General features: G+C 52.3%; 21 protein-coding genes. 8 read left to right on the top strand and 13 right to left on the bottom strand.

Annotated features, from left to right (window positions below; genetic code table 11):
* Positions 1 to 13: 13 nt before the first annotated feature.
* From M495_RS13520 to M495_RS13510, 3 genes are all read right to left on the bottom strand, one after another.
* A complete protein-coding gene (locus M495_RS13520) occupies positions 14 to 796 on the bottom strand; it encodes an ABC transporter ATP-binding protein (RefSeq protein WP_373417535.1) in 783 nt (260 codons plus the stop codon).
* A gap of 13 nt (positions 797 to 809) precedes the next feature.
* A complete protein-coding gene (locus M495_RS13515; RefSeq protein WP_020827225.1) occupies positions 810 to 1619 on the bottom strand; it encodes an ATP-binding cassette domain-containing protein in 810 nt (269 codons plus the stop codon).
* A 318-nt stretch (positions 1620 to 1937) separates the two neighbouring features.
* Entirely contained in the window at positions 1938 to 2420 is a 483-nt protein-coding gene (locus M495_RS13510; RefSeq protein ID WP_020827224.1) for a hypothetical protein, read from the bottom strand.
* 171 nt (positions 2421 to 2591) lie between these two features.
* On the opposite strand from M495_RS13510, the gene M495_RS13505 reads away from it, so the two are divergent.
* Both M495_RS13505 and M495_RS13500 read left to right on the top strand, forming a co-directional pair.
* Positions 2592 to 2885 carry a hypothetical protein gene (locus tag M495_RS13505; RefSeq protein WP_020827223.1) on the top strand — a complete coding sequence of 98 codons (294 nt, stop codon included), beginning with the start codon at positions 2592 to 2594 and terminating at the stop codon, positions 2883 to 2885.
* A gap of 436 nt (positions 2886 to 3321) precedes the next feature.
* On the top strand, positions 3322 to 5439 hold the full coding sequence (locus M495_RS13500) for a TonB-dependent siderophore receptor (RefSeq protein ID WP_020827222.1): 2118 nt from the start codon (positions 3322 to 3324) through the stop codon (positions 5437 to 5439).
* Positions 5440 to 5494: 55 nt separating this feature from the next.
* On the opposite strand, the gene M495_RS25030 is transcribed toward M495_RS13500, so the two are convergent.
* Entirely contained in the window at positions 5495 to 5671 is a 177-nt protein-coding gene (locus M495_RS25030) for a GhoT/OrtT family toxin (protein WP_020827221.1), read from the bottom strand.
* A gap of 223 nt (positions 5672 to 5894) precedes the next feature.
* On the opposite strand from M495_RS25030, the gene M495_RS25025 reads away from it, so the two are divergent.
* The gene (locus M495_RS25025) at positions 5895 to 6053 is read left to right on the top strand and encodes a YqaE/Pmp3 family membrane protein (RefSeq protein WP_020827220.1); all 159 of its coding nucleotides are present in this window, start codon (positions 5895 to 5897) and stop codon (positions 6051 to 6053) included.
* Between the two features lie 519 nt (positions 6054 to 6572).
* Positions 6573 to 7262, top strand: coding sequence for an alpha/beta hydrolase (locus tag M495_RS13485; RefSeq protein WP_020827219.1), 690 nt, complete (start codon positions 6573 to 6575; stop codon positions 7260 to 7262).
* Positions 7263 to 7362: 100 nt separating this feature from the next.
* Here the strand turns inward: M495_RS13485 and M495_RS13480 are convergent, their stop codons facing one another.
* A complete protein-coding gene (locus tag M495_RS13480) occupies positions 7363 to 7935 on the bottom strand; it encodes a type 1 glutamine amidotransferase family protein (RefSeq protein WP_020827218.1) in 573 nt (190 codons plus the stop codon).
* A 661-nt stretch (positions 7936 to 8596) separates the two neighbouring features.
* Between M495_RS13480 and M495_RS13470 the strand changes: the two genes are divergently transcribed.
* Positions 8597 to 9049 carry a GNAT family N-acetyltransferase gene (locus M495_RS13470; RefSeq protein ID WP_041415432.1) on the top strand — a complete coding sequence of 151 codons (453 nt, stop codon included), beginning with the start codon at positions 8597 to 8599 and terminating at the stop codon, positions 9047 to 9049.
* Positions 9050 to 9066: 17 nt separating this feature from the next.
* On the opposite strand, the gene M495_RS13465 is transcribed toward M495_RS13470, so the two are convergent.
* Together M495_RS13465 and yeaG are read right to left on the bottom strand one after the other, a co-directional pair.
* Complete coding sequence (locus tag M495_RS13465) at positions 9067 to 10335, bottom strand: YeaH/YhbH family protein (protein WP_020827215.1); 1269 nt, start codon at positions 10333 to 10335, stop codon at positions 9067 to 9069.
* A gap of 189 nt (positions 10336 to 10524) precedes the next feature.
* The gene (gene yeaG / locus M495_RS13460) at positions 10525 to 12459 is read right to left on the bottom strand and encodes a protein kinase YeaG (protein WP_020827214.1); all 1935 of its coding nucleotides are present in this window, start codon (positions 12457 to 12459) and stop codon (positions 10525 to 10527) included.
* Between the two features lie 430 nt (positions 12460 to 12889).
* Here yeaG and M495_RS13455 point away from each other — a divergent pair, with 430 nt between their 5' ends.
* On the top strand, positions 12890 to 13654 hold the full coding sequence (locus M495_RS13455; protein ID WP_020827213.1) for a MipA/OmpV family protein: 765 nt from the start codon (positions 12890 to 12892) through the stop codon (positions 13652 to 13654).
* Between the two features lie 114 nt (positions 13655 to 13768).
* Here M495_RS13455 and M495_RS13450 read toward each other — a convergent pair whose 3' ends face one another.
* Positions 13769 to 14644, bottom strand: a complete 876-nt coding sequence (locus tag M495_RS13450) for a D-hexose-6-phosphate mutarotase (protein ID WP_020827212.1) — start codon at positions 14642 to 14644, stop codon at positions 13769 to 13771.
* An 80-nt stretch (positions 14645 to 14724) separates the two neighbouring features.
* Positions 14725 to 15720, bottom strand: a complete 996-nt coding sequence (gene gapA, locus M495_RS13445; protein ID WP_012145453.1) for a glyceraldehyde-3-phosphate dehydrogenase — start codon at positions 15718 to 15720, stop codon at positions 14725 to 14727.
* Between the two features lie 348 nt (positions 15721 to 16068).
* Between gapA and msrB the strand changes: the two genes are divergently transcribed.
* On the top strand, positions 16069 to 16482 hold the full coding sequence (msrB, locus tag M495_RS13440; protein ID WP_020827211.1) for a peptide-methionine (R)-S-oxide reductase MsrB: 414 nt from the start codon (positions 16069 to 16071) through the stop codon (positions 16480 to 16482).
* A 65-nt stretch (positions 16483 to 16547) separates the two neighbouring features.
* Positions 16548 to 16820, top strand: a complete 273-nt coding sequence (locus tag M495_RS13435; protein ID WP_020827210.1) for a YeaC family protein — start codon at positions 16548 to 16550, stop codon at positions 16818 to 16820.
* Positions 16821 to 16858: 38 nt separating this feature from the next.
* On the opposite strand, the gene M495_RS13430 is transcribed toward M495_RS13435, so the two are convergent.
* The 4 genes from M495_RS13430 to sppA all read right to left on the bottom strand — a co-directional run bounded on the left by M495_RS13430 (position 16859) and on the right by sppA (position 21993).
* A complete protein-coding gene (locus M495_RS13430) occupies positions 16859 to 18139 on the bottom strand; it encodes a glycoside hydrolase family 18 protein (RefSeq protein WP_020827209.1) in 1281 nt (426 codons plus the stop codon).
* 230 nt (positions 18140 to 18369) lie between these two features.
* Positions 18370 to 19002, bottom strand: coding sequence for a bifunctional nicotinamidase/pyrazinamidase (pncA, locus tag M495_RS13425; RefSeq protein WP_020827208.1), 633 nt, complete (start codon positions 19000 to 19002; stop codon positions 18370 to 18372).
* Between the two features lie 24 nt (positions 19003 to 19026).
* Positions 19027 to 20043 (bottom strand): asparaginase, encoded by a 1017-nt coding sequence (gene ansA / locus M495_RS13420; protein ID WP_041415430.1) that lies wholly within the window; start codon positions 20041 to 20043, stop codon positions 19027 to 19029.
* A gap of 93 nt (positions 20044 to 20136) precedes the next feature.
* Complete coding sequence (gene sppA, locus M495_RS13415; protein WP_020827206.1) at positions 20137 to 21993, bottom strand: signal peptide peptidase SppA; 1857 nt, start codon at positions 21991 to 21993, stop codon at positions 20137 to 20139.
* Between the last annotated feature and the right edge of the window lie 105 nt (positions 21994 to 22098).

Below are 22098 nucleotides of genomic sequence, written 5' to 3'. Positions count from 1 at the left end.
ACTCCTCAAAATTTTAGTGCTGGAAAAAGGACGGCGACAGCGGAATGGCGTCGATCAAACGGCGGGTAGCGGAATGCCTCGGGGCGTGAAGCAGTTCATGGGTGGGGCGGTCTTCCACAATGACGCCAGACGCCATCACCAGCGTGCGCTGACATAAGGCGGCAACCAGTGAAATATCGTGGGAAACAAGCAACATGCCCATATTTTGCTGACGGGCAATCTGGTCGAGCAGGGCGATGATCTGCTGACGCAGCGGCAAGTCCAGGCCGCTGACCGGTTCATCGGCCAGTAAAAAACGGGGTTTCAGCGCAATAGCACGCGCCAGGGCTACCCGTTGCGCCTGCCCGCCGGAAAGTTGTCCGGCGCGCACATACAGCAGGCTTTCATCCAATTCGACCTGTCGCAAAGCCCGTTCGGCAGCGATACCCCAATCCTGACGTGGACCAAGTTGGCGCAAGGGAGCGGTAATTAGTTCGACTACTCTGTGGCGAGGGTTGAGCGAAGCATGGGCGTCCTGAGGTACGTACTGCACTAACCGCCGGTACCAGCGCAATCTATGAACCGGGGCGGGGCGAATTTCCTCGCCCTGGCACAGAATATGGCCGGCGTCCGCCGCTTCTAGCGCCAGCAACAGCTTAAGCAGCGTTGATTTCCCGGCTCCGGAGCAGCCCACTAATCCAACGCGTTGTGCGGAGTACAGATTCAGATCGGTAGGTTGTAGCCCACCAGCCTCTGATGAATATTGTCGGCAGACCTGCTGCAGGCTGATGAAGGGCATTTCCCCACTCATGGGCATATTGTTCATGCCGTTACCCTGCCAGGCTCAGTGATGGGGGCCGGTTAAATGCCGGGCGTTGAGCACTGGCGACCAGTTGTTGGGTGTATGGATGCTGGGGGTGCTGTAACAATCGGCCGAAGGAACCCTGTTCGGCTATTTCCCCGTTCACCAGCACGATGGCACGTTGACACAGACCGGCGGCAACGGCGAGATCGTGAGTAATAAACAGTAACGCCGGCGCGCTGGGGCGTTCGGTGTAGCTTTTCAGGATATCAATCAGCTGATGCTGGCTGACCATGTCCAGAGCGGTGGTGGGTTCATCGGCAATAAGCAGCCTTTTCTCACCGAGCAAGGCCAGTGCTGCGCATATTCGCTGACATTGGCCCCCGGACAGTTGACCGGGGTAGCGCGGCATGACGTTGTCTGCCGATATTCCCAACGCTGTCAGTAATTCCGCAGCGCAGTGCTGGGCCTGGCATTTCGTCAGGGCATTTTGGCTGCGTAGCGCCAGGGTCAATTGCTGACCCACGGTGGCCAGAGGATTGAGGCTGGTAAAAGGATCCTGAAAAATGGCTGCCAAATCAGTGTTTTTACGCCGTGGCAAACGCAGACCATTAACTTCTCGCCCTTGCAGTCGAATCGAACCGCTAACCGTTGCGCCGACCGGCAGCGTGCCCAGAATGGCGGCGGCGGTCAGTGATTTGCCGGAACCCGATGCGCCCAGCAGGCATAAACGTTCACCTGCATGCAAAGTGAAGCTCAGATCGTGGATCTTGACCTCTGCGTTCAGTGAGAGCGTCAGGTGTTCTACGGTAAGTAACGGCGGGGTTTGGCTTTCCATTAATGCATCTGTGCTGGTTTATTATGATATGTAATAACATAACATTTCAGCCTCTGAAATGACCAGCGGATTAATGAAATACTTTGAAATAGGCTAAAGTGGGTTAACCAAGGTATAATACTCAGGGTTTTGTTGGCAGGTTGGTCCTATCGGTGAGAACGCTTATTTTCATTTTGTGCATGGCCGGTTATCTGCTGGTGTTGAGTTACCTTGGCGTGTTTGTCACTGATAAAATATGTGAAAAATCAGAAAACTATACCAAGGTCTGCCGTCTTGTCGATATCTCGGAACCCCATATCCCACGCTAAATCTCGGCCGTCAGCCTAAATAATCTGCGGTAATTAACGGTGTCAGCACCCCCGACAGAACGGCTAACGTAGCCCATTGTCGCCACCCTAAGCGCGCAAACCAATCTTGACGAAGAGGTGGCGTTGCAAGTTGACCCAGTACGATGGGGCCGGTGAGCAATACAGTCAGAAGAATAAAAACCAACCCTCGGCTCCAGATATTGAACTCGCTATGCATCACGTTGGCGTAATAAATCCGCATCAGAATATAATAGGCCAGCATCATCCAGGCAAAGTTAGCGCGTTTTTTGAGCAGGTGGTAAAGCATGAACCCGATAAATAGGCTGTGGCATGCGGAGATCAGTGGAGCTTCAAAAGGGTGTCTGACGCAGACGTTGTATACCGCCAGGTAGATATTAAAGATCAGTAGGGCATACACGGTATATATATACCAGCCATAGATAACCTTCAGTTTTTTGGGGGTTGGCGAGATTGGGCAATATTCCGGTATCATTGGAGCCTCCTGAGCTGACTAGCGTTATAACATTCAAAAACTAAATGGAATTTAAACGCTAAACAGGCTTTATTTTACCCTCTGTCGGGAACTAATCAGGGCCTGTCAGGTCTGTTGAAACCATAAGGTTTAGGGTGTTTTCCCATCGAAAAATAATGGCAACTTATTGATATGAAAGAGTATAAAAACGAACGTTTCACCATGTATCTGCTGATTGCCACGCTGGGGTTTTATTTCTTTCTGCCACCTATGGTGGTCGCTTTATTTTGTCAGTGGTTCAATCTCAATCCCTTTAATGTCATTCGGTTTTGGCATATTAATCCCTTTTCTGCCGAACGAGGAATACCCCTTTATCAAACCTTTATATACATACTCATTTTATGGGGGTCAGCGAATATTTTGCTTGGCGCTATCCTGCTGGTGGTGAGCCGTTTGCATAAATGGTTTATTAAACGACCACGCTGAGCGTTGTTGCCGCTGGATGAGCAAAAAGAGGTGGATTGAAACTCTGCACTAAAGGATAATGATAGTCGTTATCATCTATGAGTGCCAGTCGAGAGGAAAAGGTTTGTCTCCTTATGCGCTCTTCCGAACTGGCACGACATTGCTTACATCTATTCCTGTTTACTTGCCAGCCTAGTGCTGGCTTTTTTTATTGTTATCTTTCAATCGACTAATTCCCTATTCAGCCCAGGGTTTATTTGCCGTGCAGATTGCTTTGCTTGCTTATAAAAAGGCATAGAGGCTTGAAAATTTTTATCGATAAAGATAATAATTATCATTAATATTTCACTTAATTTACATACAACACACCGATATAACCTCTGCACAGCGTTGTTAAACCGCGTTGATGACAGGACATTTGGGTGTCATTTAATGTTTTTTACTGGGGATTACAGGTATGCCGACGATTTTTCCTGTCAAACGGTCGCGGGTTTTGTGTGCGTTTGCGATGTTTCTGCCGCTGGTGTCTTTCGCTGAGGATACTCTGGTTGTTACTGCTAAACCCGCTGATACGGCGGAAGCAGCGACCCACGGCTATCAAGCGACGACCAGCCAAGGGGCGACCAAAACCGATAAACCCTTGATTCTGACTGCACAGTCCGTTTCGGTGGTGACGCGCCAACAAATGACCGACCAGAATACTCAAACGGTTAATGATGCCCTGAAATATACACCTGGTGTTTTCACTAACTTCGCCGGTGGTGCAACGCGCTATGACACCATTGCGTTACGTGGTTTTCACGGTGGCGACGTTAATAACACCTTCCTTGATGGTCTGCGGTTATTGAGTGACGGCGGCACCTATAATGCCTTGCAGGTTGACCCCTGGTTCCTGGAACGCATCGACGTTATCAAAGGGCCTTCATCGGTCATGTACGGGCAAAGCATTCCGGGCGGGTTGGTCGCTTTGACCTCCAAGCGCCCCCAGTTTGCCACGGAAGGGCACGTTAACCTGATGGCAGGCAATAACAACACCCAGGGTGGCGCTTTCGATGTGACCGGCGCGCTGTCTGAACAGTGGGCTTATCGGCTGACCGGGATGACGCGCAGCAGCGAAACCATGTATGACCATCAACGTGAGGAACGCTATGCCATTTCACCGTCATTACTGTGGCAGCCGGATGAAAATACTTCGCTGCTGCTGAAAGCTTATCTGCAAAAAGATCCCTCTGGCGGTTATCACAGTGCGGTACCGGCAGATGGCAGCCTCTATTCCAGTTCCGGTGACAAGCTGGGGCGTGGCTTCTTTGATGGCGAGAGCAGCCGCAATGTGTTCAAACGTTGGGAACAGATTTACAGCTACGCTTTCTCGCACAGTTTTAACGACGTTTGGTCATTCCGCCAGAACGCCAGCTACACCCACTCCAATGTTGAATTACAGCAGGTGTACCAGATTGGCTGGAATGACGATCACAGCCTATTGAATCGCTATTACAGCGGTTCAGCCACTTCGCTGGATGCCTTCGCCGTTGATAACCAGTTGGAAGCCGATTTTGCGACCGGGCCGCTGGATCATAAGGTGATGCTGGGTTTGGATTACCAGCGCCTGCGTAATAATTTGTGGGATGAGTCGGCGGGAGCTTCACAGCTTAATCCTTACACCGGCGTGTCCGGCGGTGACGCATTAACCAACCTGACGCATACCGATTCCCGACGTCGTTATGAGCAGACCGGCGTTTATCTGCAGGATGAAATCAGCTTACAGAATTGGTATCTGAATCTGTCAGGGCGCTTCGACCGTATCGAATCTAAAAATACGGTGCTCAACACCGCCACCAGCGATGCCCGCACCGACGACAATTTCAGCGGCCGTGGCTCACTGTTGTACCGCTTCGATAACGGTTTCTCGCCTTACGTCAGTTATAGCACCGCAGTCACCCCGGAGGCATTGCCCGATCAAAACGGCCATATGCTGAAACCCAGCACCAGCGAGCAGTATGAGGTGGGCCTGAAGTACCAGCCACCAGGCAGTTCCTCGATATACAGCGTGGCGCTGTATGACCTGACGCAGAAAGACGTGGCTAACCGCGTGGTTCAGCAAAGCTATTACCTGCCGGCCGGCAAGGTGCATTCTCAGGGGATTGAGCTGGAGGCCCGAAGCAAGATCACCGAACGCTTCGATCTGATCGCAGGCTATACCTACAATAAAGTGAAATTCAAAGATGCCATTGATGGCAACGACGGCAACACACCGTATCTCGCACCGGACCAAATGGCTTCACTGTGGGGCAAATATGCCACCTCATACGGTGTGGATCTTGGTGCTGGGGCGCGTTACATCGGCAAGCAGTGGGCCGATAACGAAAATACGTTGAGGATCCCTTCCGTTACGCTGTTGGATGCCTCGGTGCGGATGAATTTGGACAGGGTGAATCCGTCGTTGAAAGGTGCCTATGTGCAACTGAATGTGAATAACCTGACCGACCGGAAATATGTCGCGGCCTGCTATGGGACCGGCTATTGCTACTGGGGCGCAGAACGCTCCGTGGTGGCGACGGTTGGGTACGATTTTTGATGTAAGAGGCGGTGCTATCGCCCCGTCAGCGTTTGACGGGGTGGTTTCTGCAGCGTCAGAACAAGGAGAACATCAACACTACCGGTAGGCTCAGGGGCCAGGTTAAACCAATCGTTAAGGCACTGAGAAAACGAATTTTTATGGTATCCCGGCTGACCAGGTAGGTGAAAATCATAGAAACTACCAAGCCAATCAAATAAAAGTATTGTGTTGCAACCCACAGCGACGACATGAAACCTTACCCAGTTGTATTGTTAAGTTACAAATTTTAAGGGCTTAACCCCACATAATCAATGCTTATTAATTGTTTCTTCAATTTAGGCAGGTATCAACACAATTGCTGTGGCTATACGCATTTTTCATGCCACGTTGAAGACCGATTTGCTGGGTGAGATTTGAAAATGTTAAGCAGATATAATATGTTGGTGGCTTATGGAACAAAATGAGGCGCTATTATGAGTTTTTGGAGAATCGTATTTACCATCATCCTGCCACCGCTGGGCGTACTGCTGGATAAAGGTATAGGCGGCGCGTTTATCCTCAATATTATCCTCACCTTGTTTGGCTACTTCCCGGGGCTGATCCACGCATTCTGGATCCAGACGAAACAGTAGTCACCGTGGTTGTAAAACCTGGACGGCTATAGTGTGGCTTTGATAACCCTGGCATCAGCGCATGCCGGGGTTTTTTTATTCTCGCACGGCGTTAATGAATATTGAGGCTATAAACAAATAACCACGAAAAAAGCGTCGCCAGCAGGCTTACGATAAAAAGAATGGAGATCATTTCCTTCACGTAAAAATTCCCTATTGATATTGTTGAAAATACTTCTCTTTGTTTTTTCATGGGATTTTAGATCGTTATAGGTATAAATCCTAGTTTTAATCTTGTTGCACTGCCGAACGCTACTCCTATGGCGACTGACATTTGGAGAATGGCGTGAGCTGGTGGGCGAATCAGAAGAGCTCCGATCTCGATTAACTATTCGTAGCTATTGCTGGAAACTCTTGATGTGAACTATATACAAGGGGGTATATAAAGGCGTTTAGGCTTGAGCCAGAGGGTGCTGGAAGTGAACAGTGCGGACGCTCAAGTTTGGTGTAGCGTCTCCACGCGAAAGAAGGAATCTTGTAATGAAGGCAAAACCTACCGTAGTCCTGGTCCACGGATTTTGGGGCGGTGCAGCGCACTGGAGCAAAGTCATTACCGAATTATCGCACAAGGGATATCACTCGATTCACGCGGTTGAAATGCCGCTGACGTCGCTGGCAGACGATGCTGAACGTACGCGCAAGATGGTGGCGCAGCAGCAGGGACCGGTGCTGTTGGTCGGCCATTCTTATGGTGGCGCGGTGCTCAGTGAAATGGGCAATCAACCCAACGTGGTGGGATTGGTGTATATCGCCGCCTTCGCACCGGACGCCGGCGAAAGCCCCGGAGGCATTACCCAGCAACATCCGCCAATTGCGGCGGCGAACCTGGCGCCGGACAGCGACGGCTATTTATGGATTAAGACAGACAAATTCCACGAAAGCTTCTGTCAGGATCTGCCTGCTGATGAGGCATTGGTGATGGCGGTAACGCAAAAGGCGCCGTTGGCCAGCACCTTCGGCAATACGATCGCTGAGCCGGCGTGGAAACACAAACCTTCCTGGTACCAAATCTCCAGCAATGACCGGATGATAGCCCCCGAAAACCAGCAGCGAATGTCTGCGCGTTTGAAGGCCAAAAAGGTGATTACGCTGGACGCCAGCCACGCTTCTCTTGCTTCGCATCCGAAAGAAATCGCCGCTTTGATAGATGAAGCTGCTAACGGCTTATAAGGCATTTCTATTAGATGGAGCCCCGTCCAACTTGCGGGGCTTTTTTATGCTGAAAAGTGAGGGCGGGGGGCCGTGTTTGACTCGGCTGAAACCAACGGGACTAAATTGGTTTGCTGTGTTCAGCGGCGTGCATGGCCAGGTAGGCTTTAAGGTTGTTATCGCTAACCCCTAACATATCCAGGATCTCCGCCATAAAACTGACCGGTGCGCTACCGGGGGCGGTTACCACGCGCTGGTCGGCTACGGCGTAGGGCACATCCTGATAATATTCAGCTCCGCCGTAGTTAAGCTGCGATAAATTCTCAGCCGAATTGGAGGTGTGGCGAAGATGATCAAGTATGCCCGCCTGCGCCAAAACGCGGGTTCCATCGCAAATGCCGGCGACGACGATGTTTTTGCTATGGGCCTCCGCTACCATCCCAGCGATATCTGGGGCCTGATCAGTTCGCCATACCGTGCCTCCGCATAAGATCAACAGATCTGTCTCGCTCAGTTGGATAGCCTCGAGCGCCATATTGGGGGTCACATGCATGCCGCCGGAGGAAATGACAGGGGCGCCATTGGGGGAGGCAAAGAGAGTATCGAAACCGTAATAGCCGCGGCAAGTAGAGTTGATCAGGGCAGTTTCCCAATCAGAGAAATTATCGGTAAGAATGGTCACAATGCGCGTCATTGGCGGCGATTTCCTTGTGTGGCAGATAAAGGGCAGGAAGGTTTCGTCCTGCAGGTATGGCGAGTGTAATGGCAGCCACTGTCAGTTTCTGGCAGCAGGGATATCGGTGCCTCATATCGTTGAGCGGTTCTTTACGGCATAAAAAAATCCCGCGCAGCGGCGGGATTAAGGGATGATAGCGACAAACTGGATGTTGTTCTGGTTATGTGATGGTGTGTGTCTCCAGATGGCGACAGTAACGCACCTGAATTTCAGCGACAAGCAGAAAATCTGTAATGATGCAGGTATCAGAATATCCTCAGAAAAAACGCTGGGTATCGGTTCGATGATAAAGCCAGCCGGAGGGGATAGGGTGAGGCTGTGGCTAATAGGGGATTGTTGAACCACTTCCTTGTGTGAGGGCGTCCTAACGTCGTTTCCGCTTGGCGTTGAAAGTACTTATTCGTCTTTGTCGCAAATACATGACAAAGGAAAATACGACAACTGCGATCAAAACGACGATGATTGCGAAGGGAAGTAATTCCATAGCATTCACCTGAGATGGCAATTTGGCTATTCATTAAATAGGAATATTCCTAATTCGCGCAATGGGTAAAAACGTAATTAGGAATTACCTCAGCGGATAATGCTCACTAACCACAAAAATAACGGGGAGCCGAAATTGATTTTTCGCCTGGCAACAGTAACGGATGCTAACCTATTGATTGACATTGATACCTTGGCATCACAGGACCCACGTCGCTATGCTCAGATCGGCGAGTGGTGCGAGGCTGGTGTCTGCCATGTAGCCGAAATTGAGGGCATGGTCGTGGCTTACGGCGTATTGCACTATCACTTTTACGACAGTGGATTTATAGAAATTCTTATGGTTGGTAACCTGATGAGGCGTAAAAAGGTGGGGTTAAAATTTATCGAATATTTTAAATCGATCTGCATGCGTCCAAAACTTTTTACCTCAACCAATAGCTCGAATTTACCGATGATAAAGCTACTGTCGAAGGCCGGATTTATTGAGAGTGGCCGTATTGATAATCTTGATGAGCAGGATCCTGAAGTGGTTTTCTTTTTACCGGTAAAAAAACAGCCGGAAAACAGAGTTAACCGGCTGATTTAAAATGAATTTATGTGTAATTATACGGTCTGCTTGTGGAAAAGTTCGCGGAATACCGGGTAAATATCGTCCGGTTCCCGGATATGCTGCATGGCAAAGTTTTCGAATTTTGCCTGCAGGTCCTCGTATTCGCGCCACAGCGTCTGGTGGGCGCGGCGGGTGATTTCAATGTAGCTGTAGTAGCGAACCATCGGCAGCAACTTTTTCGCCAGCAGTTCGTGGCACAACGGTGAGTCATCGGCCCAGTTGTCGCCATCCGACGCCTGCGCGGCGTAGATGTTCCATTGCGCCGGATCGTAACGTTCCTCAACCACTTCATTCATCAGTTTTAGCGCGCTGGACACAATGGTGCCGCCAGTCTCCTGCGAGTAGAAGAACTCCTGCTCATCCACTTCCTTCGCTTGGGTATGGTGGCGTATATACACCACCTCGACGTTTTTATAGGTTCGGCTCAGGAACAGATAGAGCAGAATATAGAAACGCTTGGCCATGTCCTTGGTGGCCTGATCCATGGAGCCGGACACGTCCATCAGGCAGAACATTACCGCCTGGCTGGAGGGTTCCGGTCGGCGCTCATAGTTCTTATAGCGTAAATCAAAGGTGTCGATAAATGGCACGCTTTCGATTTTCTTTCTCAGTTCGGCAATTTCCTTGCGCAGTCGTTCCTCTTCCAGCAGTTGCACCGGCTCTGTGTTTTCCATCTGGGTGAGTTCGTCTTCCAACTCATGCAAAGCGCGGCGTTTCCCTGCGGTCATGGCAGTGCGGCGCGCCAGCGAGTTTTGCAACGAACGCACCACGCTGATATTGGCCGGTACGCCGTTGGCGGTGTAACCGGCCCGATGGGTTTTGTACTCGGTGAGCTGCTTATACTGATTCTTTTTCAGGTTCGGCAGCGCCAGATCTTCAAACAGCAGGTCGAGATACTCGTCCTTGGATATCTGGAAAACAAACTCGTCTTCGCCTTCACCATCCTGGCTGGCGTTACCCTGACCGCCGCCGCCACCGCCGCCACCCTGAGGGCGTTCGACGCGGTCATTTTGCACAAAGTGGTCATTGCCCGGATGAACGCGGTGGCGTGTGCCACCGCGACCCTGATGAAACATAGGTTCGTTGATATCGCCAGCGGGGATCGAGACGGACTCCCCACTGTCTACGTCGGTGACCGAACGCTTGTTGATGGCTTCGGCAATCGACTGTTTGATTTGCGACTTGTAGCGGCGCAAGAAGCGTTGGCGGTTAACCATGCTCTTGTTTTTGCCGTTAAGCCGTCGGTCAATGAAATAGGCCATACTTCCCCCAAACGACGTTGCCAACTTTCTATACTCGTTATACTTGCCGTTGCCTCTGTGTTGGTTGCGTTCACTTACCCGAATCACTTACCAGAGTAAGCTCATCGGGATAAGCGCTCTTGCCGCCTTGATGCAACGCCAATTATTTTGGGTATACGCCATCTCCATGACGCTAATTCTCATTAGACGTTACGAAGACTTTCTGACCCGCAGATACCATTCACACAGCAGACGAACCTGTTTGCGGGTGTAGCCTTTCTCCATCATACGGTCGACGAAGTCGTCGTGTTTTTTCTGCTCATCCGTTGAGGTTTTTGCGTTAAAGGAAATCACCGGCAGTAACTCTTCGGTGTTCGAGAACATTTTCTTCTCGATCACGGTACGCAGCTTCTCATAGCTGGTCCAGTTAGGGTTACGGCCACTATTGTTAGCACGGGCGCGCAGCACGAAGTTGACTATTTCGTTGCGGAAATCTTTCGGGTTGCTGATGCCGGCCGGTTTCTCGATTTTCTCCAGTTCAGCGTTCAGGGACTCGCGATCGAACAGCTGGCCGGTGTCCGGATCACGGTACTCTTGATCCTGGATCCAGAAGTCTGCATAGGTCACGTAGCGGTCAAAAATGTTCTGACCGTATTCCGAGTAAGATTCCAGATAGGCCGTCTGGATCTCTTTGCCGATAAATTCGGCGTATTTCGGGATCAGATAGCCTTTCAGGTGCTCCAGGTATTTCTCTGCCAGATCTTGCGGGAATTGCTCACGTTCGATCTGCTGTTCCAACACATAGAACAGGTGAACCGGGTTAGCGGCGACCTCTGCGTGATCAAAGTTGAACACCCGCGACAGTATTTTAAACGCGAAGCGGGTGGACAGGCCGTTCATGCCTTCATCGACCCCGGCGTAGTCGCGGTATTCCTGGTACGACTTGGCTTTCGGATCGGTATCCTTCAGGCTTTCGCCGTCATAGACGCGCATCTTCGAGTAGATGCTGGAGTTTTCCGGCTCTTTCATGCGTGAGAGCACGGTAAAGCGCGCCAAGGTTTCCAGCGTGCCAGGGGCGCACGGCGCATGGGTCAGTTCGCTGTGATCCAGGAGTTTGTCGTAGATTTTGATCTCTTCCGAGACTCGCAGGCAGTAAGGCACCTTGACGATGTAAACGCGGTCGAGGAAGGCCTCGTTGTTTTTGTTGTTACGGAAGGTCACCCATTCGGATTCGTTGGAGTGCGCCAGAATAATGCCGCTGAACGGCAGGGCAGAGATCCCTTCGGTACCGTTGTAGTTACCTTCCTGGGTGGCGGTCAGCAGAGGATGCAGCACCTTGATCGGCGCTTTGAACATCTCCACGAACTCCATAATCCCCTGGTTGGCACGGCACAGGGCGCCGGAATAACCATAGGCATCCGGATCGTTTTGTGCGTGGTTTTCCAGCTTGCGAATATCGACCTTGCCGACCAGCGCGGAGATATCCTGGTTGTTCTCGTCACCCGGTTCCGTTTTGGCGATGGCGATCTGTTCCAGGATGGACGGACGCACCTTGACCACTTTGAATTTGGTGATGTCGCCGCCAAATTCATGCAGGCGTTTTGCCGCCCAAGGGGACATGATGGTGCCGAGGTAACGATTCGGGATGTTATATTCTTTTTCCAGAATAGTGGCATCTTCCTGCGGATTGAACAGGCACAGCGGGTGGTCGTTTACCGGGCTGCGTTCGCCGTTGGCGCTCAGGGTATAAATGGGCACGCGTTGCATCAGCGCTTTCAGGCGTTCTGCCAGCGATGATTTACCGCCGCCGACGGGGCCCAACAGATAAAGAATTTGTTTCTTCTCTTCGAGGCCCTGGGCGGCATGTTTCAGGTAAGAGACTATCTGTTCGATAGCTTCTTCCATACCGTAGAACTCTTCGAATGCCGGATAGCGTGCGATCACGCGGTTGGAGAACAGGCGAGACATACGCGACTCAAGCGCGGTATCCACCATAACTGGTTCACCGATAGCCATGAGTAGACGTTCTGCCGCATTGGCATATGCACTGCGATCTTGCCGGCAGATGGTAAGAAATTCCTGCAGTGTGAACTCTTCGTCCTTGGCAGCTTCGTAGCGCTGGCGATAGTGGTCAAATATGTTCATGGCGATGCCCGTCCTTTCGTTATTAGCACAGGTTAAAGGGAGCTGATGATTGTGTTTTGGCCCCCGAAAGAAGAAGTTATCCTTGAGTACAGCAACCCGTATGCCAACTTGGTGCGCTTATTATCGCGAGTTGCGCTGTATTGCCACTGGGCTCAGGATTCATTCACCTTCTGATTTAAGCTTAGTTTGCATACCAGAAAATTTCCTGCGTGGTAAAAAGCTTTTTTTAAGTCATATCAATGACTCAGTTATGACAGGGATAGCCAAATGCCTTGTCTGGCGCGGCCTGCGGCAAAAAACGTCACTGTTCCGCCATGATTAATTCATATTTCTATTCTAAGTTATTCGATCTTGGTTGTTTTCTATTGTAAAGATTAGGCGCGTAACGACAATTTCACATAAACTAAGCCAGCTATTAACTCTGTTATTTATGGAAAAAGAACCAGTGAAGATTTTTCAACTCAAAACGCTAGCAATTATCGCTTCCGCAATGGTTTGTGCGCAAAGTGCTCAGGCTGGGACCTGGTCACTCGGTGCTTCCGCGCTGGTTAGCCCGGATCCGTATCGTGGCTATCAGGACCGCGTGTATCCGGTACCCGTCATCAACTATGAAGGGGATGACTTCTACTTCCGTACCCTGACCGCCGGTTATTACCTGTGGAAAGATCAGGAAAACCAACTGAGTCTGATGGGTTACTACTCGCCGCTGGGCTACCGTCCGGGCGACAGTGACGACGATCGCATGAAGAAGTTGGACAAGCGTCGCGGCACGTTGATGGCCGGTCTGGCTTATACGCATAATGCTGATTGGGGCATCCTGCGTACCACCTTTACCGGGGATACCCTGGATTACAGCAACGGCATGATTGGTGACTTCGCCTATCTGTACAAGTTTGAGCTGGACGCCTTCACCTTGGTGCCGGGTGTGGGTGTGACGTGGAGCAGCAAAAACCAGAACAAATACTACTACGGCGTTAGCGATAACGAATCTCGCCGCAGCGGTCTGGACAGCTACACGCCAAGCGACAGCTGGGCACCTTACGTTGAGCTGAGCGCCAACTACAAGATCAACAAAGACTGGAATGCCTTCTTTATGGGGCGTTACATCAAACTGTCTGATGAAGTGAAAGACAGCCCGATGGTGGATAAATCTTACACCGGGGTGTTAATGACGGGTGTGAGCTACAGCTTCTAAAAAGCGAATGCACAAAAAAAGTGCAATGTAAGCATCATAAAGGGGCGCTGGCGCCCCTTTTGCACGTCTGTAGTGCAATGATGCAGGGCAGGCGTTTTCACCGCCCTGCTGCGATCACGCGTTCTTGCGGGTGCGGAAGGTCACTGCCAGCCGTGCCGGTTGTTCCCCTGCGGCGATCAGCGGTTTGCTGACGCGGCCGGTTTCCACGCAAACCATGGTTTTATACCCGTCGTTAGGCATGTCCGCCATGCTGCAAGAAAGCTCTACGCCAGGGTTCCAGGCAATCACATCACTCATGTGATGGTGATGAACCTCAATGGTGCGTTGGAGCGCCGCATCTTTGATCAGGCTAAAGGCCTCCGGCTGGGTATAAACCCGATCGGTCTGGCCAACGAAGGTCACGTCACCGGTCTGTTTGGCCTCTGCGCCTCCAGCGACTTTATCGATATAAGGCACGCCGAGGCCGGCTACCTTAACCTGTTCAATGTCCCCGATCTGGAAGTAGCTATGCAGCGCCGCAGTGGCCTGATAATCACCGTGGGACTCCAGCTCTATCTCACACTCCTCGCCTAGCTTGAATCGGGCAATCAGCGTAAAGGCGTGTGGCCACAGGCTACGGGTTTGCTCATTATCTTTCAGCGTGAAGGTGAGAATGACGCCGTTGTCATCTTCATCATGCGCCGTCAGACTCCAGGGCTGATTGCGGGCGAAACCGTGAGAAGGTTTTGCCACCGGACCAAACCAGGGCCAGCAAATGGGGACGCCGCCGCGGATAGCATTGCCTTTTTTAAATGGCGTGTTGTTGCTCAGCCAAATGACCGGCTTTTCACCGCTGGGTTGCCAGGCCAATAGATGCGCGCCTTGCAGCGTGATAGCCGCACGCACTTTCGGGTGGGAAACCACCACCACGGGCAGTTCGTCGAGTTGCCGTTGGCTGATATAAGGAGAAATTTGCTGAGTAACGGGTAGGGTGAAAATTTTTTCGTTCATCGGTTGGCCTTTTGTTCGCCGTAGAAACAAAAAAAGGGCGACAAAAATGTCGCCCTCATCATCAGCTTTGCATCAATCCATTATTTGGAGATGTGAGCGATCAGATCCAGAACCTTGTTGGAGTAACCAGTTTCGTTATCGTACCAAGAAACCAGTTTCACGAAGGTGTCGCTCAGAGCGATACCGGCTTTGGCATCGAATACGGAAGTCAGAGTTTCGCCGTTGAAATCGGTAGAAACCACTTCGTCTTCGGTGTAGCCCAGCACGCCTTTCAGCTCGCCTTCAGATGCAGCTTTGATAGCAGCACAGATTTCTTTGTAAGAAGCTGGTTTTGCCAGACGAGCAGTCAGGTCAACCACAGAAACGTTCGGGGTAGGAACGCGGAACGCCATACCGGTCAGTTTGCCGTTCAGTTCTGGGATAACTTTACCTACTGCTTTAGCAGCACCGGTAGAAGAAGGGATGATGTTCTGAGATGCGCCGCGGCCGCCGCGCCAGTCTTTGTGAGACGGGCCATCAACGGTTTTCTGAGTTGCGGTAGTTGCATGCACTGTGGTCATCAGCGCTTCAACGATGCCGAACTTGTCGTTGATAACTTTAGCCAGTGGTGCCAGGCAGTTGGTGGTACAAGAAGCGTTAGAAACGATTTCCTGACCAGCGTAAGATTTGTGGTTCACACCCATAACGAACATTGGGGTGTCGTCTTTGGATGGGCCAGTCAGAACAACTTTCTTAGCGCCTGCAGCGATGTGTTTACGTGCAGTTTCGTCAGTCAGGAACAGGCCAGTTGCTTCTGCAACGACGTCAACATTGACTTCGTTCCACTTCAGGTTAGCCGGATCTCTTTCTGAGGTACAACGGATGGTTTTGCCGTTAACAACCAGGTGGCCGTCTTTAACTTCTACAGTGCCGTTGAAGCGGCCGTGAGTAGAGTCATATTTCAGCATGTAAGCCATGTACTCTGCGTCTAACAGGTCGTTGATTGCAACGATTTCGATGTCAGAACGTTCTTGAGCAGCACGAAAAACAATGCGACCGATACGGCCAAAACCGTTGATACCTACTTTGATAGTCATATATTCCACCAGCTATTTGTTAGTGAATAAAAGGTTGCCTGTAAAATTACAAAAACCTTACCAAGCGTCAAGCGGAATCGTGTCAATACTTGCTGCAAATCAAACCTCGCAGCCTGGTTTGAGCGCTTATTGCACGTTCCGTTTGCGTTCGGCCTCATCCGTAATATGGGGTCAAACCGCCAAGTATAAAGTCAGTCCATATAAGATATGTGATCGGTATCACATATTGCCGCGACGTGACCTTTATGGGCTACAGTTTAGGCCAAAAAGCGCTGCAGTGTTGTTAATTTTTTGTTATTATTACTCATTGTTTTCGTTGACATTATCCACATTCAGAGAAACGCACAAATGGCTAAAGAGACAACCCCTGACCATCCGGCCACGGAACTGAATGAAATCCAACGTTATGTGACTCAGGAACGTGGTACCGAGGCGCCGTATTCCGGCAAATTGCTGCACAACAAACGCGAGGGCGTGTACCATTGCCTGTGCTGCAACCACCCGCTGTTCTACTCAGACAGCAAGTACGACTCCGGCTGCGGTTGGCCGAGCTTCTATCAGCCGGTATCCGACGATGCTATTCGTTATCTTGATGATAATTCACATAATATGCATCGCGTTGAGATCCGCTGTGGTCACTGTGACGCGCATTTGGGCCACGTCTTCCCCGACGGCCCGCAGCCAACCGGCGAACGTTTTTGCGTTAACTCGGCGTCGCTCAGTTTTACCGACGGTGAGAACGGTGAGAAAACGGCTGGCTAGAGCTAGTGCGTTGTTAGAAAAATCGATTCAGCAAATTATTCTTGCACGAGTAAGGAAAGGCCCTGATGGATGTGAAAGACCTGATTGCCGCCATGACGCCGGAAATCTATCAACGGCTGGTATTAGCCGTTGAGCTGGGCAAGTGGCCGGATGGCGTAGCCCTGACTCCGGAACAGAAAGAAAACAGCCTGCAGGCGGTCATGCTGTGGCAGTCGTTGCACAATGCCGATCCGCAACACATGAGTATCGGCACCGACGGTCAGATTGTGATGAAGAGCAAGCAAGAGCTGAAACAGCAGTTTATCGCTGAACCCTTGGCTAAGCTGAAACCGCAGTAAATCGAATAACGGGGCGATAGTGACATCGCCCCGTGGGTTTAGCCTTTCCCGCCGTTGATCCCCAGCGATTCCGCCAGTTGATGCGCGAGCCGGTTATTGTCGTCTGCGCCATATTCCCAGAACATCGCGCCCCCTAATCCCTTGCTTTTGATGTAATCAGCCTTCAGCTCAACCGAGCGTGGGTTCTCGTACGAAATGGCGAATAAAGGTTTGCCCTCGGCGGATTTCATCGTCAGATAGGGAACCTGGGCATCGCTGTCCCAATGGGCGCTGAAGCGCCGCTGTGGATCGTTTAACAGCTTGCTGACGATATCGTTATATTTGAAGTAGCTGTCCTTGGTCAGATCCAACGCCAGTGATTTGAAGACGGCGGTTTCACGCGCGGTGAAATAGGGTTGGGTGACAGGTTTTTTCTCTGCGTCGGCTTTGTCCCAGTCGATGCCGGGCTCAGTGGCGCGTTTGGGTACCCGACCATAAAAACCGATGCCCAGATTTAACTGCGCCGGTTTAAGTCCAGCGGCCAAATAGTTATCCACGACAAAATTGGCGCTGTAGCGATCGGCTGCCGCGACGGTCGGCCACTGTTTGGAATCATACAGATTGGAGTTGAAATACTGAGTGCCGTACGCCATATCATAGGTCATCAGGTTGATGTAATCGAGATAGGGTGCAATACCTTTGACGTCCACCCATTCCTGCGGACTTTTGACGTTGGCACCCACGGCGATGGTCAGCAATTTATTTTTATTCAGGGCGCTATGCAGTTCTTTCAGCAGCACGGTGAAGTTGGCCCGGTCCGCCGGTTGGCTTTCGACCAGCCCCCAGGCGCCGTTAACCGGGTACTCCCAGTCGAGATCGATGCCGTCCAGTTGGTACTGCTTGATGACGTCCAGCACCGAACGGATAAATACAGTCCGGCTCTCTGGCGTTGCCGCCGCACCAGAAAAACCGCGAGCACCCCAACCGCCGACGGACAGCAGCACTTTCAACTCCGGATTCTGTTTACGCAATACCGGCAGCAGCTTCAGATCGGCCATCACTTTAGGTGACAGATAAATCTGGTGCAGGCGAGCCGGGTCTTTTAGCGCAGGATTGGATTCGTCTTTCTCATCGTTGTAGATCAGGCCGAAGGAGTAATTGAGGTGGGTAATTTGCGTGACGTCCAGCTTGTTGATGTCACCGCCTGGACCGGCGGTAACGTCACCCCCGCCGTTGAAATAACCGACGGAGAGGTAAGAGGCGGCATGCGCCATGCCGGCACCAGCCATACCAAACTGAACCGCGACCAGCAAAGGCAGCAGTTTACGGGTGAAAACCATGTTATCTCCTTTGGTCGGCAAGGCCGACCCGAAACCGCCTCAGGCGGTAACATAAAGCCGGGCTCAATGGGCCCGGATGCGTATAACTGATTGATGCCAAGGCATTAGCGGTCATAACAGCAAATGTGCTGCACGCGAACAAGATGTCATCACAGGAGAATGGTCGGAATGTGAGCGATGTCGAGATTTGTCGGTGGGGGAATGGGCGGGTGCCATCAGCACCCGACGCATTATCGTTCGATGAATTGTGACAGGGTAACGAGTTTTGCACCAGCCTGCTGCATGGCCTGAAGGGCTTCCTGACTGTCACCAGGTTGCAAATTAACGCCGCGACAGCCGTCGGTAATTATCGAGGTCTGGTATCCCAGCGCGAGAGCATCCAGGACGCTGAATTTGACGCAGTAGTCGGTTGCCAGCCCCATCACGGCCAAATGGCTCACGTCATGAGCTTTCAACCAGCGGTCCAACTCGGTGCGTGAGCGATGCCCGTTGTCGAAGAAGGCGCTGTAGCTGTCGATATCCGTATTTTGACCTTTACGGAATACGGCGACGATATCCCGGTGGTTTAATTGCGGATGAAGCTCGGCACCTGGGCTTTCCTGTACGCAGTGCACCGGCCACCACACCTGCGGCAACCCCTCCAGTTCGCCCAGCGTACCCACCTGCGCGTTGGCGTTGACCGCAAAGCTACGGTGATTGGCAGGATGCCAGTCCTGGCTGGCGACCACAGGCTCGCCCCGCGCGTTGCAGGCCTCTATTGCCCGATTGGCTACGGCGATCACGGCATCGCCGTCTGTCACCGCCAGTGCGCCGCCGGGGCAAAAATCGTTTTGCAAATCGATTAGCAGCAGGGCTGTTTTCATCGCGACTCCGTCTTGGGGTTAGGGTTAACCACTGATGCTTAGTTCACCGCGCAAGTCTTGCTGCATCTGGCTGCGGATTTGCTCCGGCGTCAGCGGTTGGCTCAGCAAATAATGCAGCTTGGTCAAGGCGGCTTCCACCGTCATGTCGAAACCGCTGATGACCCCGGCATGGGCCAGCGCGTTACCGGTGGCGTAGCCTTCCATATTCACCCGACCGGAGATGCACTGGGTCAGGTTCACGACCACAATGCCGCGTTCGGAAGCGTCGCGCAATTCATCAACCAGCTCCGCTTTTTGCGGTGCGTTGCCCACGCCGTAAGAGCGCAGGATCAAGGCTTTCACCGGTTGCAGCAAAAAGTTGCGGACTACCGCGCCGGAGATCCCTGGGTAAATCGTCACCACACCGATCGGCTGCGGGGTAATGTCATGCACTTTCAGCTCACCGTTGCAGACCGGGCTGTCGATACCGTTCTGGCGACGGATATGGATCCCTGCTTCCAGCAGCGGCGGCAGGTTAGGCGAGGCAAAGGCGTCGAATCCGTCAGCGTGCGCCTTGGTGGTGCGGTTGCCGCGGAACAGTTTGTTGTTGAAGAACAGACTGACTTCATTCACCGGATGGTTGGCGGCCAGGTACAGCGCGTTCAGCAGGTTGGTTTGACCGTCGGAACGCAGTTCAGCCAGAGGGATTTGCGAACCGGTGACGATCACCGGCTTGGCCAGGTTTTCCAGCATGAACGACAGGGCCGAAGCGGTGAAGGCCATGGTGTCGGTACCGTGCAGGATCACGAAGCCATCATAGAGGTGGTAATTCTTTTTGATGTCGTCGGCGATATGCTGCCAGTCTTCCGGCGTCATATCGGAGGAATCGATCAGCGGCGCATATTCATGAATGGTGAAGTCCGGCATCTCCGGCCGGTGAAACTCAGGCATCAAGGCCAGTTGGCGTTGCAGGTGACCGGACACCGGGATGTAGCCGTGATCGGAGCGTTGCATGCCGATGGTACCGCCGGTATAAGCGACGTAAATCGATTTCTTTTGCATGGTCATTGTTTTAACAGAAATATGATGGGCTGAATTATAGGGGGATAAGCGCAGAAAAAAAGCCCGGCGGGTGCCGGGCTGAGGATTAATTTGTTAGCGGACTTCTCCGCAGGTCAAACAGATGGCATAGCGGTTTTGCGGATCGTTCAGGTTGTTGAACAAACCCGGCTGTTCTTTTACCGCCATGGCTACCGACGCCAGCGGCGCAGGCAGCATTGACTGAATGGCTGCCGGCAGCATGGCGTGAATAGACACGCCAAACTGGCTGAGTACCATGTCGGTCAGGCTTGGCGTATCGACAAACCAGTTAAGCTGCCATTGTTTCAACTGCGCCAGTTCGGCCGCTTTTTTCACCGCGTCGTCAAAATCGCCCAACTGATCGACCAGACCGTTGGTTTTGGCATCGCTGCCCAACCACACGTGCCCCTGAGCAATTTGGTCAACCTGCTGCGGCGTCATTTTGCGGGCCTTGGCGACCAGATCGATAAAGTTTTGATAACCTTTCTCGATGTTCAACTGCATCATCTGCGAGAACTCTGGTGGCAGCGCCTTGGTCACCGCCAGATCCGCCAGCGGCGAGGTGGCCACACCGTCGGTATGCACGCCAATGCTGTCCAGCGTCTGCTCATAGGTGTTGATCACCCCGAAGATGCCGATAGAGCCGGTGAGGGTGCTCGGGCTGGCGATGATGTAGTCCGCCGGCGTAGAGACCCAATAACCGCCCGATGCCGCCATACCACCCATGGAAACCACCACTGGTTTTCCGGCGGCGCGTACTGCGGCCAGTTCGGAGCGGATCACTTCAGAAGCGCTGACGCTGCCCCCTGGGCTGTTAACCCGGAAGATAACCGCTTTGATCGCCGGATCCAGTCGCGCCTGACGCAGTTCCGCGGCGGTGGTGTCACCCCCAACGGTGCCTGGCGTCTGCGGGCCGTCCATGATCGCGCCGTTGGCGAAGATCACGGCAATTTTGCCTCCCTGATCTGGCGCCGCTTTTGGCTGATAGTCATAGATGCTGGTGGCGTTGAAATCGTTCGCCTGCTTGTCCCAACCGAAAGTCTTGATCAGTTGGTTCTCAATGACGGTGCGGGAAGCCAGTTCATCCACCAGTTTATTGTCCAGCGCGTACTTGGCGGTATCGCCACCGGCGGCCTGCAAACCGGTCAACACGCCCGCCGCACCCGGGAACAGTTGCTGCGCGGTGATCTGACGGTTGGCGGCTACCGTATCCAGGTAGTTCTGCCACAGCCCGCCAATCCAGCGGCTGTCGGCCTCACGGGCGGCCGGTGACATATCGTCACGGATCAGCGGTTCTACCGCAGATTTATAGGTGCCCACGCGGAAGATATTGGTGGTGACCTTGAGTTTCTCCAACAGGGATTTGTAGTAAAGATTGTTGGTGGCGAAACCGTGCAGATCGACGGCGCCCTGTGGCGACAGATAAACTTTGTTGGCGTAGCTGGCCAGATAGTATTGCGTCTGGTTATAGCTGTCGCCAATGGCGAAAATCGGTTTCCCGCTGTCGCGGAATTCCCGCAGCGCCTTGCCGATGTATTGCAGCGAAGGCTGATCGGCGCCGGCAAAATCATTTAACTGCAATACCATGCCGGTAATGTTTTTGTCGTCCTTGGCTTTGCGGATGCTGTCAACCACGTCAAACAGGGAGTTTTCCTGCAGACGGTTACTGGACGCACCCAGCAGTTCACGGCCCCATTGGCGCACTTTGTTGTTCATCGAGGGTTGGTCAACGACCACGCCGCTCAAGTCCACCAGTAACGCACCGCGAGTAGGCACGGCAGGGGTGGTTGCGCTCTGGAATGAAAGATAGATGCCAACCCCAACCAGGATCAGCAACACCAGGAACAGATTAAGGATCAGTTCCCTGATAAAGTTCAGCAGACGCCATGTCCACCTGAAAACGCCGGCAATGATTTGCCACAATGTGCGCATGTGCTCTCCAGCAAGAGTCGAGAATGTTCCGCTATCCTAATGAGCGGCCGAGGAAATGTCAGCTTTAAATCGTGTGTCACAGAGGGTATTACCGACGCTGTCACT

Origin of the sequence: Serratia liquefaciens ATCC 27592 (assembly GCF_000422085.1) — a bacterium.
In the GTDB taxonomy this organism is placed as follows: domain Bacteria; phylum Pseudomonadota; class Gammaproteobacteria; order Enterobacterales; family Enterobacteriaceae; genus Serratia; species Serratia liquefaciens.
Note: the sequence above shows the minus strand (reverse complement) of the source record. Positions and strands in the feature narration are given on the sequence as shown.

Bases quoted from the DNA above. Each gene is read 5' to 3' on its own strand.
- M495_RS13520 (WP_373417535.1), bottom strand. From the start codon at position 796: ATGCCCATGAGTGGGGAAATGCCCTTCATCAGCCTGCAGCAGGTCTGC.
- M495_RS13515 (WP_020827225.1), bottom strand. From the start codon at position 1,619: ATGGAAAGCCAAACCCCGCCGTTACTTACCGTAGAACACCTGACGCTC.
- M495_RS13510 (WP_020827224.1), bottom strand. From the start codon at position 2,420: ATGATACCGGAATATTGCCCAATCTCGCCAACCCCCAAAAAACTGAAG.
- M495_RS13505 (WP_020827223.1), top strand. From the start codon at position 2,592: ATGAAAGAGTATAAAAACGAACGTTTCACCATGTATCTGCTGATTGCC.
- M495_RS13500 (WP_020827222.1), top strand. From the start codon at position 3,322: ATGCCGACGATTTTTCCTGTCAAACGGTCGCGGGTTTTGTGTGCGTTT.
- M495_RS25030 (WP_020827221.1), bottom strand. From the start codon at position 5,671: ATGTCGTCGCTGTGGGTTGCAACACAATACTTTTATTTGATTGGCTTG.
- M495_RS25025 (WP_020827220.1), top strand. From the start codon at position 5,895: ATGAGTTTTTGGAGAATCGTATTTACCATCATCCTGCCACCGCTGGGC.
- M495_RS13485 (WP_020827219.1), top strand. From the start codon at position 6,573: ATGAAGGCAAAACCTACCGTAGTCCTGGTCCACGGATTTTGGGGCGGT.
- M495_RS13480 (WP_020827218.1), bottom strand. From the start codon at position 7,935: ATGACGCGCATTGTGACCATTCTTACCGATAATTTCTCTGATTGGGAA.
- M495_RS13465 (WP_020827215.1), bottom strand. From the start codon at position 10,335: ATGGCCTATTTCATTGACCGACGGCTTAACGGCAAAAACAAGAGCATG.
- yeaG (WP_020827214.1), bottom strand. From the start codon at position 12,459: ATGAACATATTTGACCACTATCGCCAGCGCTACGAAGCTGCCAAGGAC.
- M495_RS13455 (WP_020827213.1), top strand. From the start codon at position 12,890: ATGGAAAAAGAACCAGTGAAGATTTTTCAACTCAAAACGCTAGCAATT.
- M495_RS13450 (WP_020827212.1), bottom strand. From the start codon at position 14,644: ATGAACGAAAAAATTTTCACCCTACCCGTTACTCAGCAAATTTCTCCT.
- gapA (WP_012145453.1), bottom strand. From the start codon at position 15,720: ATGACTATCAAAGTAGGTATCAACGGTTTTGGCCGTATCGGTCGCATT.
- msrB (WP_020827211.1), top strand. From the start codon at position 16,069: ATGGCTAAAGAGACAACCCCTGACCATCCGGCCACGGAACTGAATGAA.
- M495_RS13435 (WP_020827210.1), top strand. From the start codon at position 16,548: ATGGATGTGAAAGACCTGATTGCCGCCATGACGCCGGAAATCTATCAA.
- M495_RS13430 (WP_020827209.1), bottom strand. From the start codon at position 18,139: ATGGTTTTCACCCGTAAACTGCTGCCTTTGCTGGTCGCGGTTCAGTTT.
- pncA (WP_020827208.1), bottom strand. From the start codon at position 19,002: ATGAAAACAGCCCTGCTGCTAATCGATTTGCAAAACGATTTTTGCCCC.
- ansA (WP_041415430.1), bottom strand. From the start codon at position 20,043: ATGCAAAAGAAATCGATTTACGTCGCTTATACCGGCGGTACCATCGGC.
- sppA (WP_020827206.1), bottom strand. From the start codon at position 21,993: ATGCGCACATTGTGGCAAATCATTGCCGGCGTTTTCAGGTGGACATGG.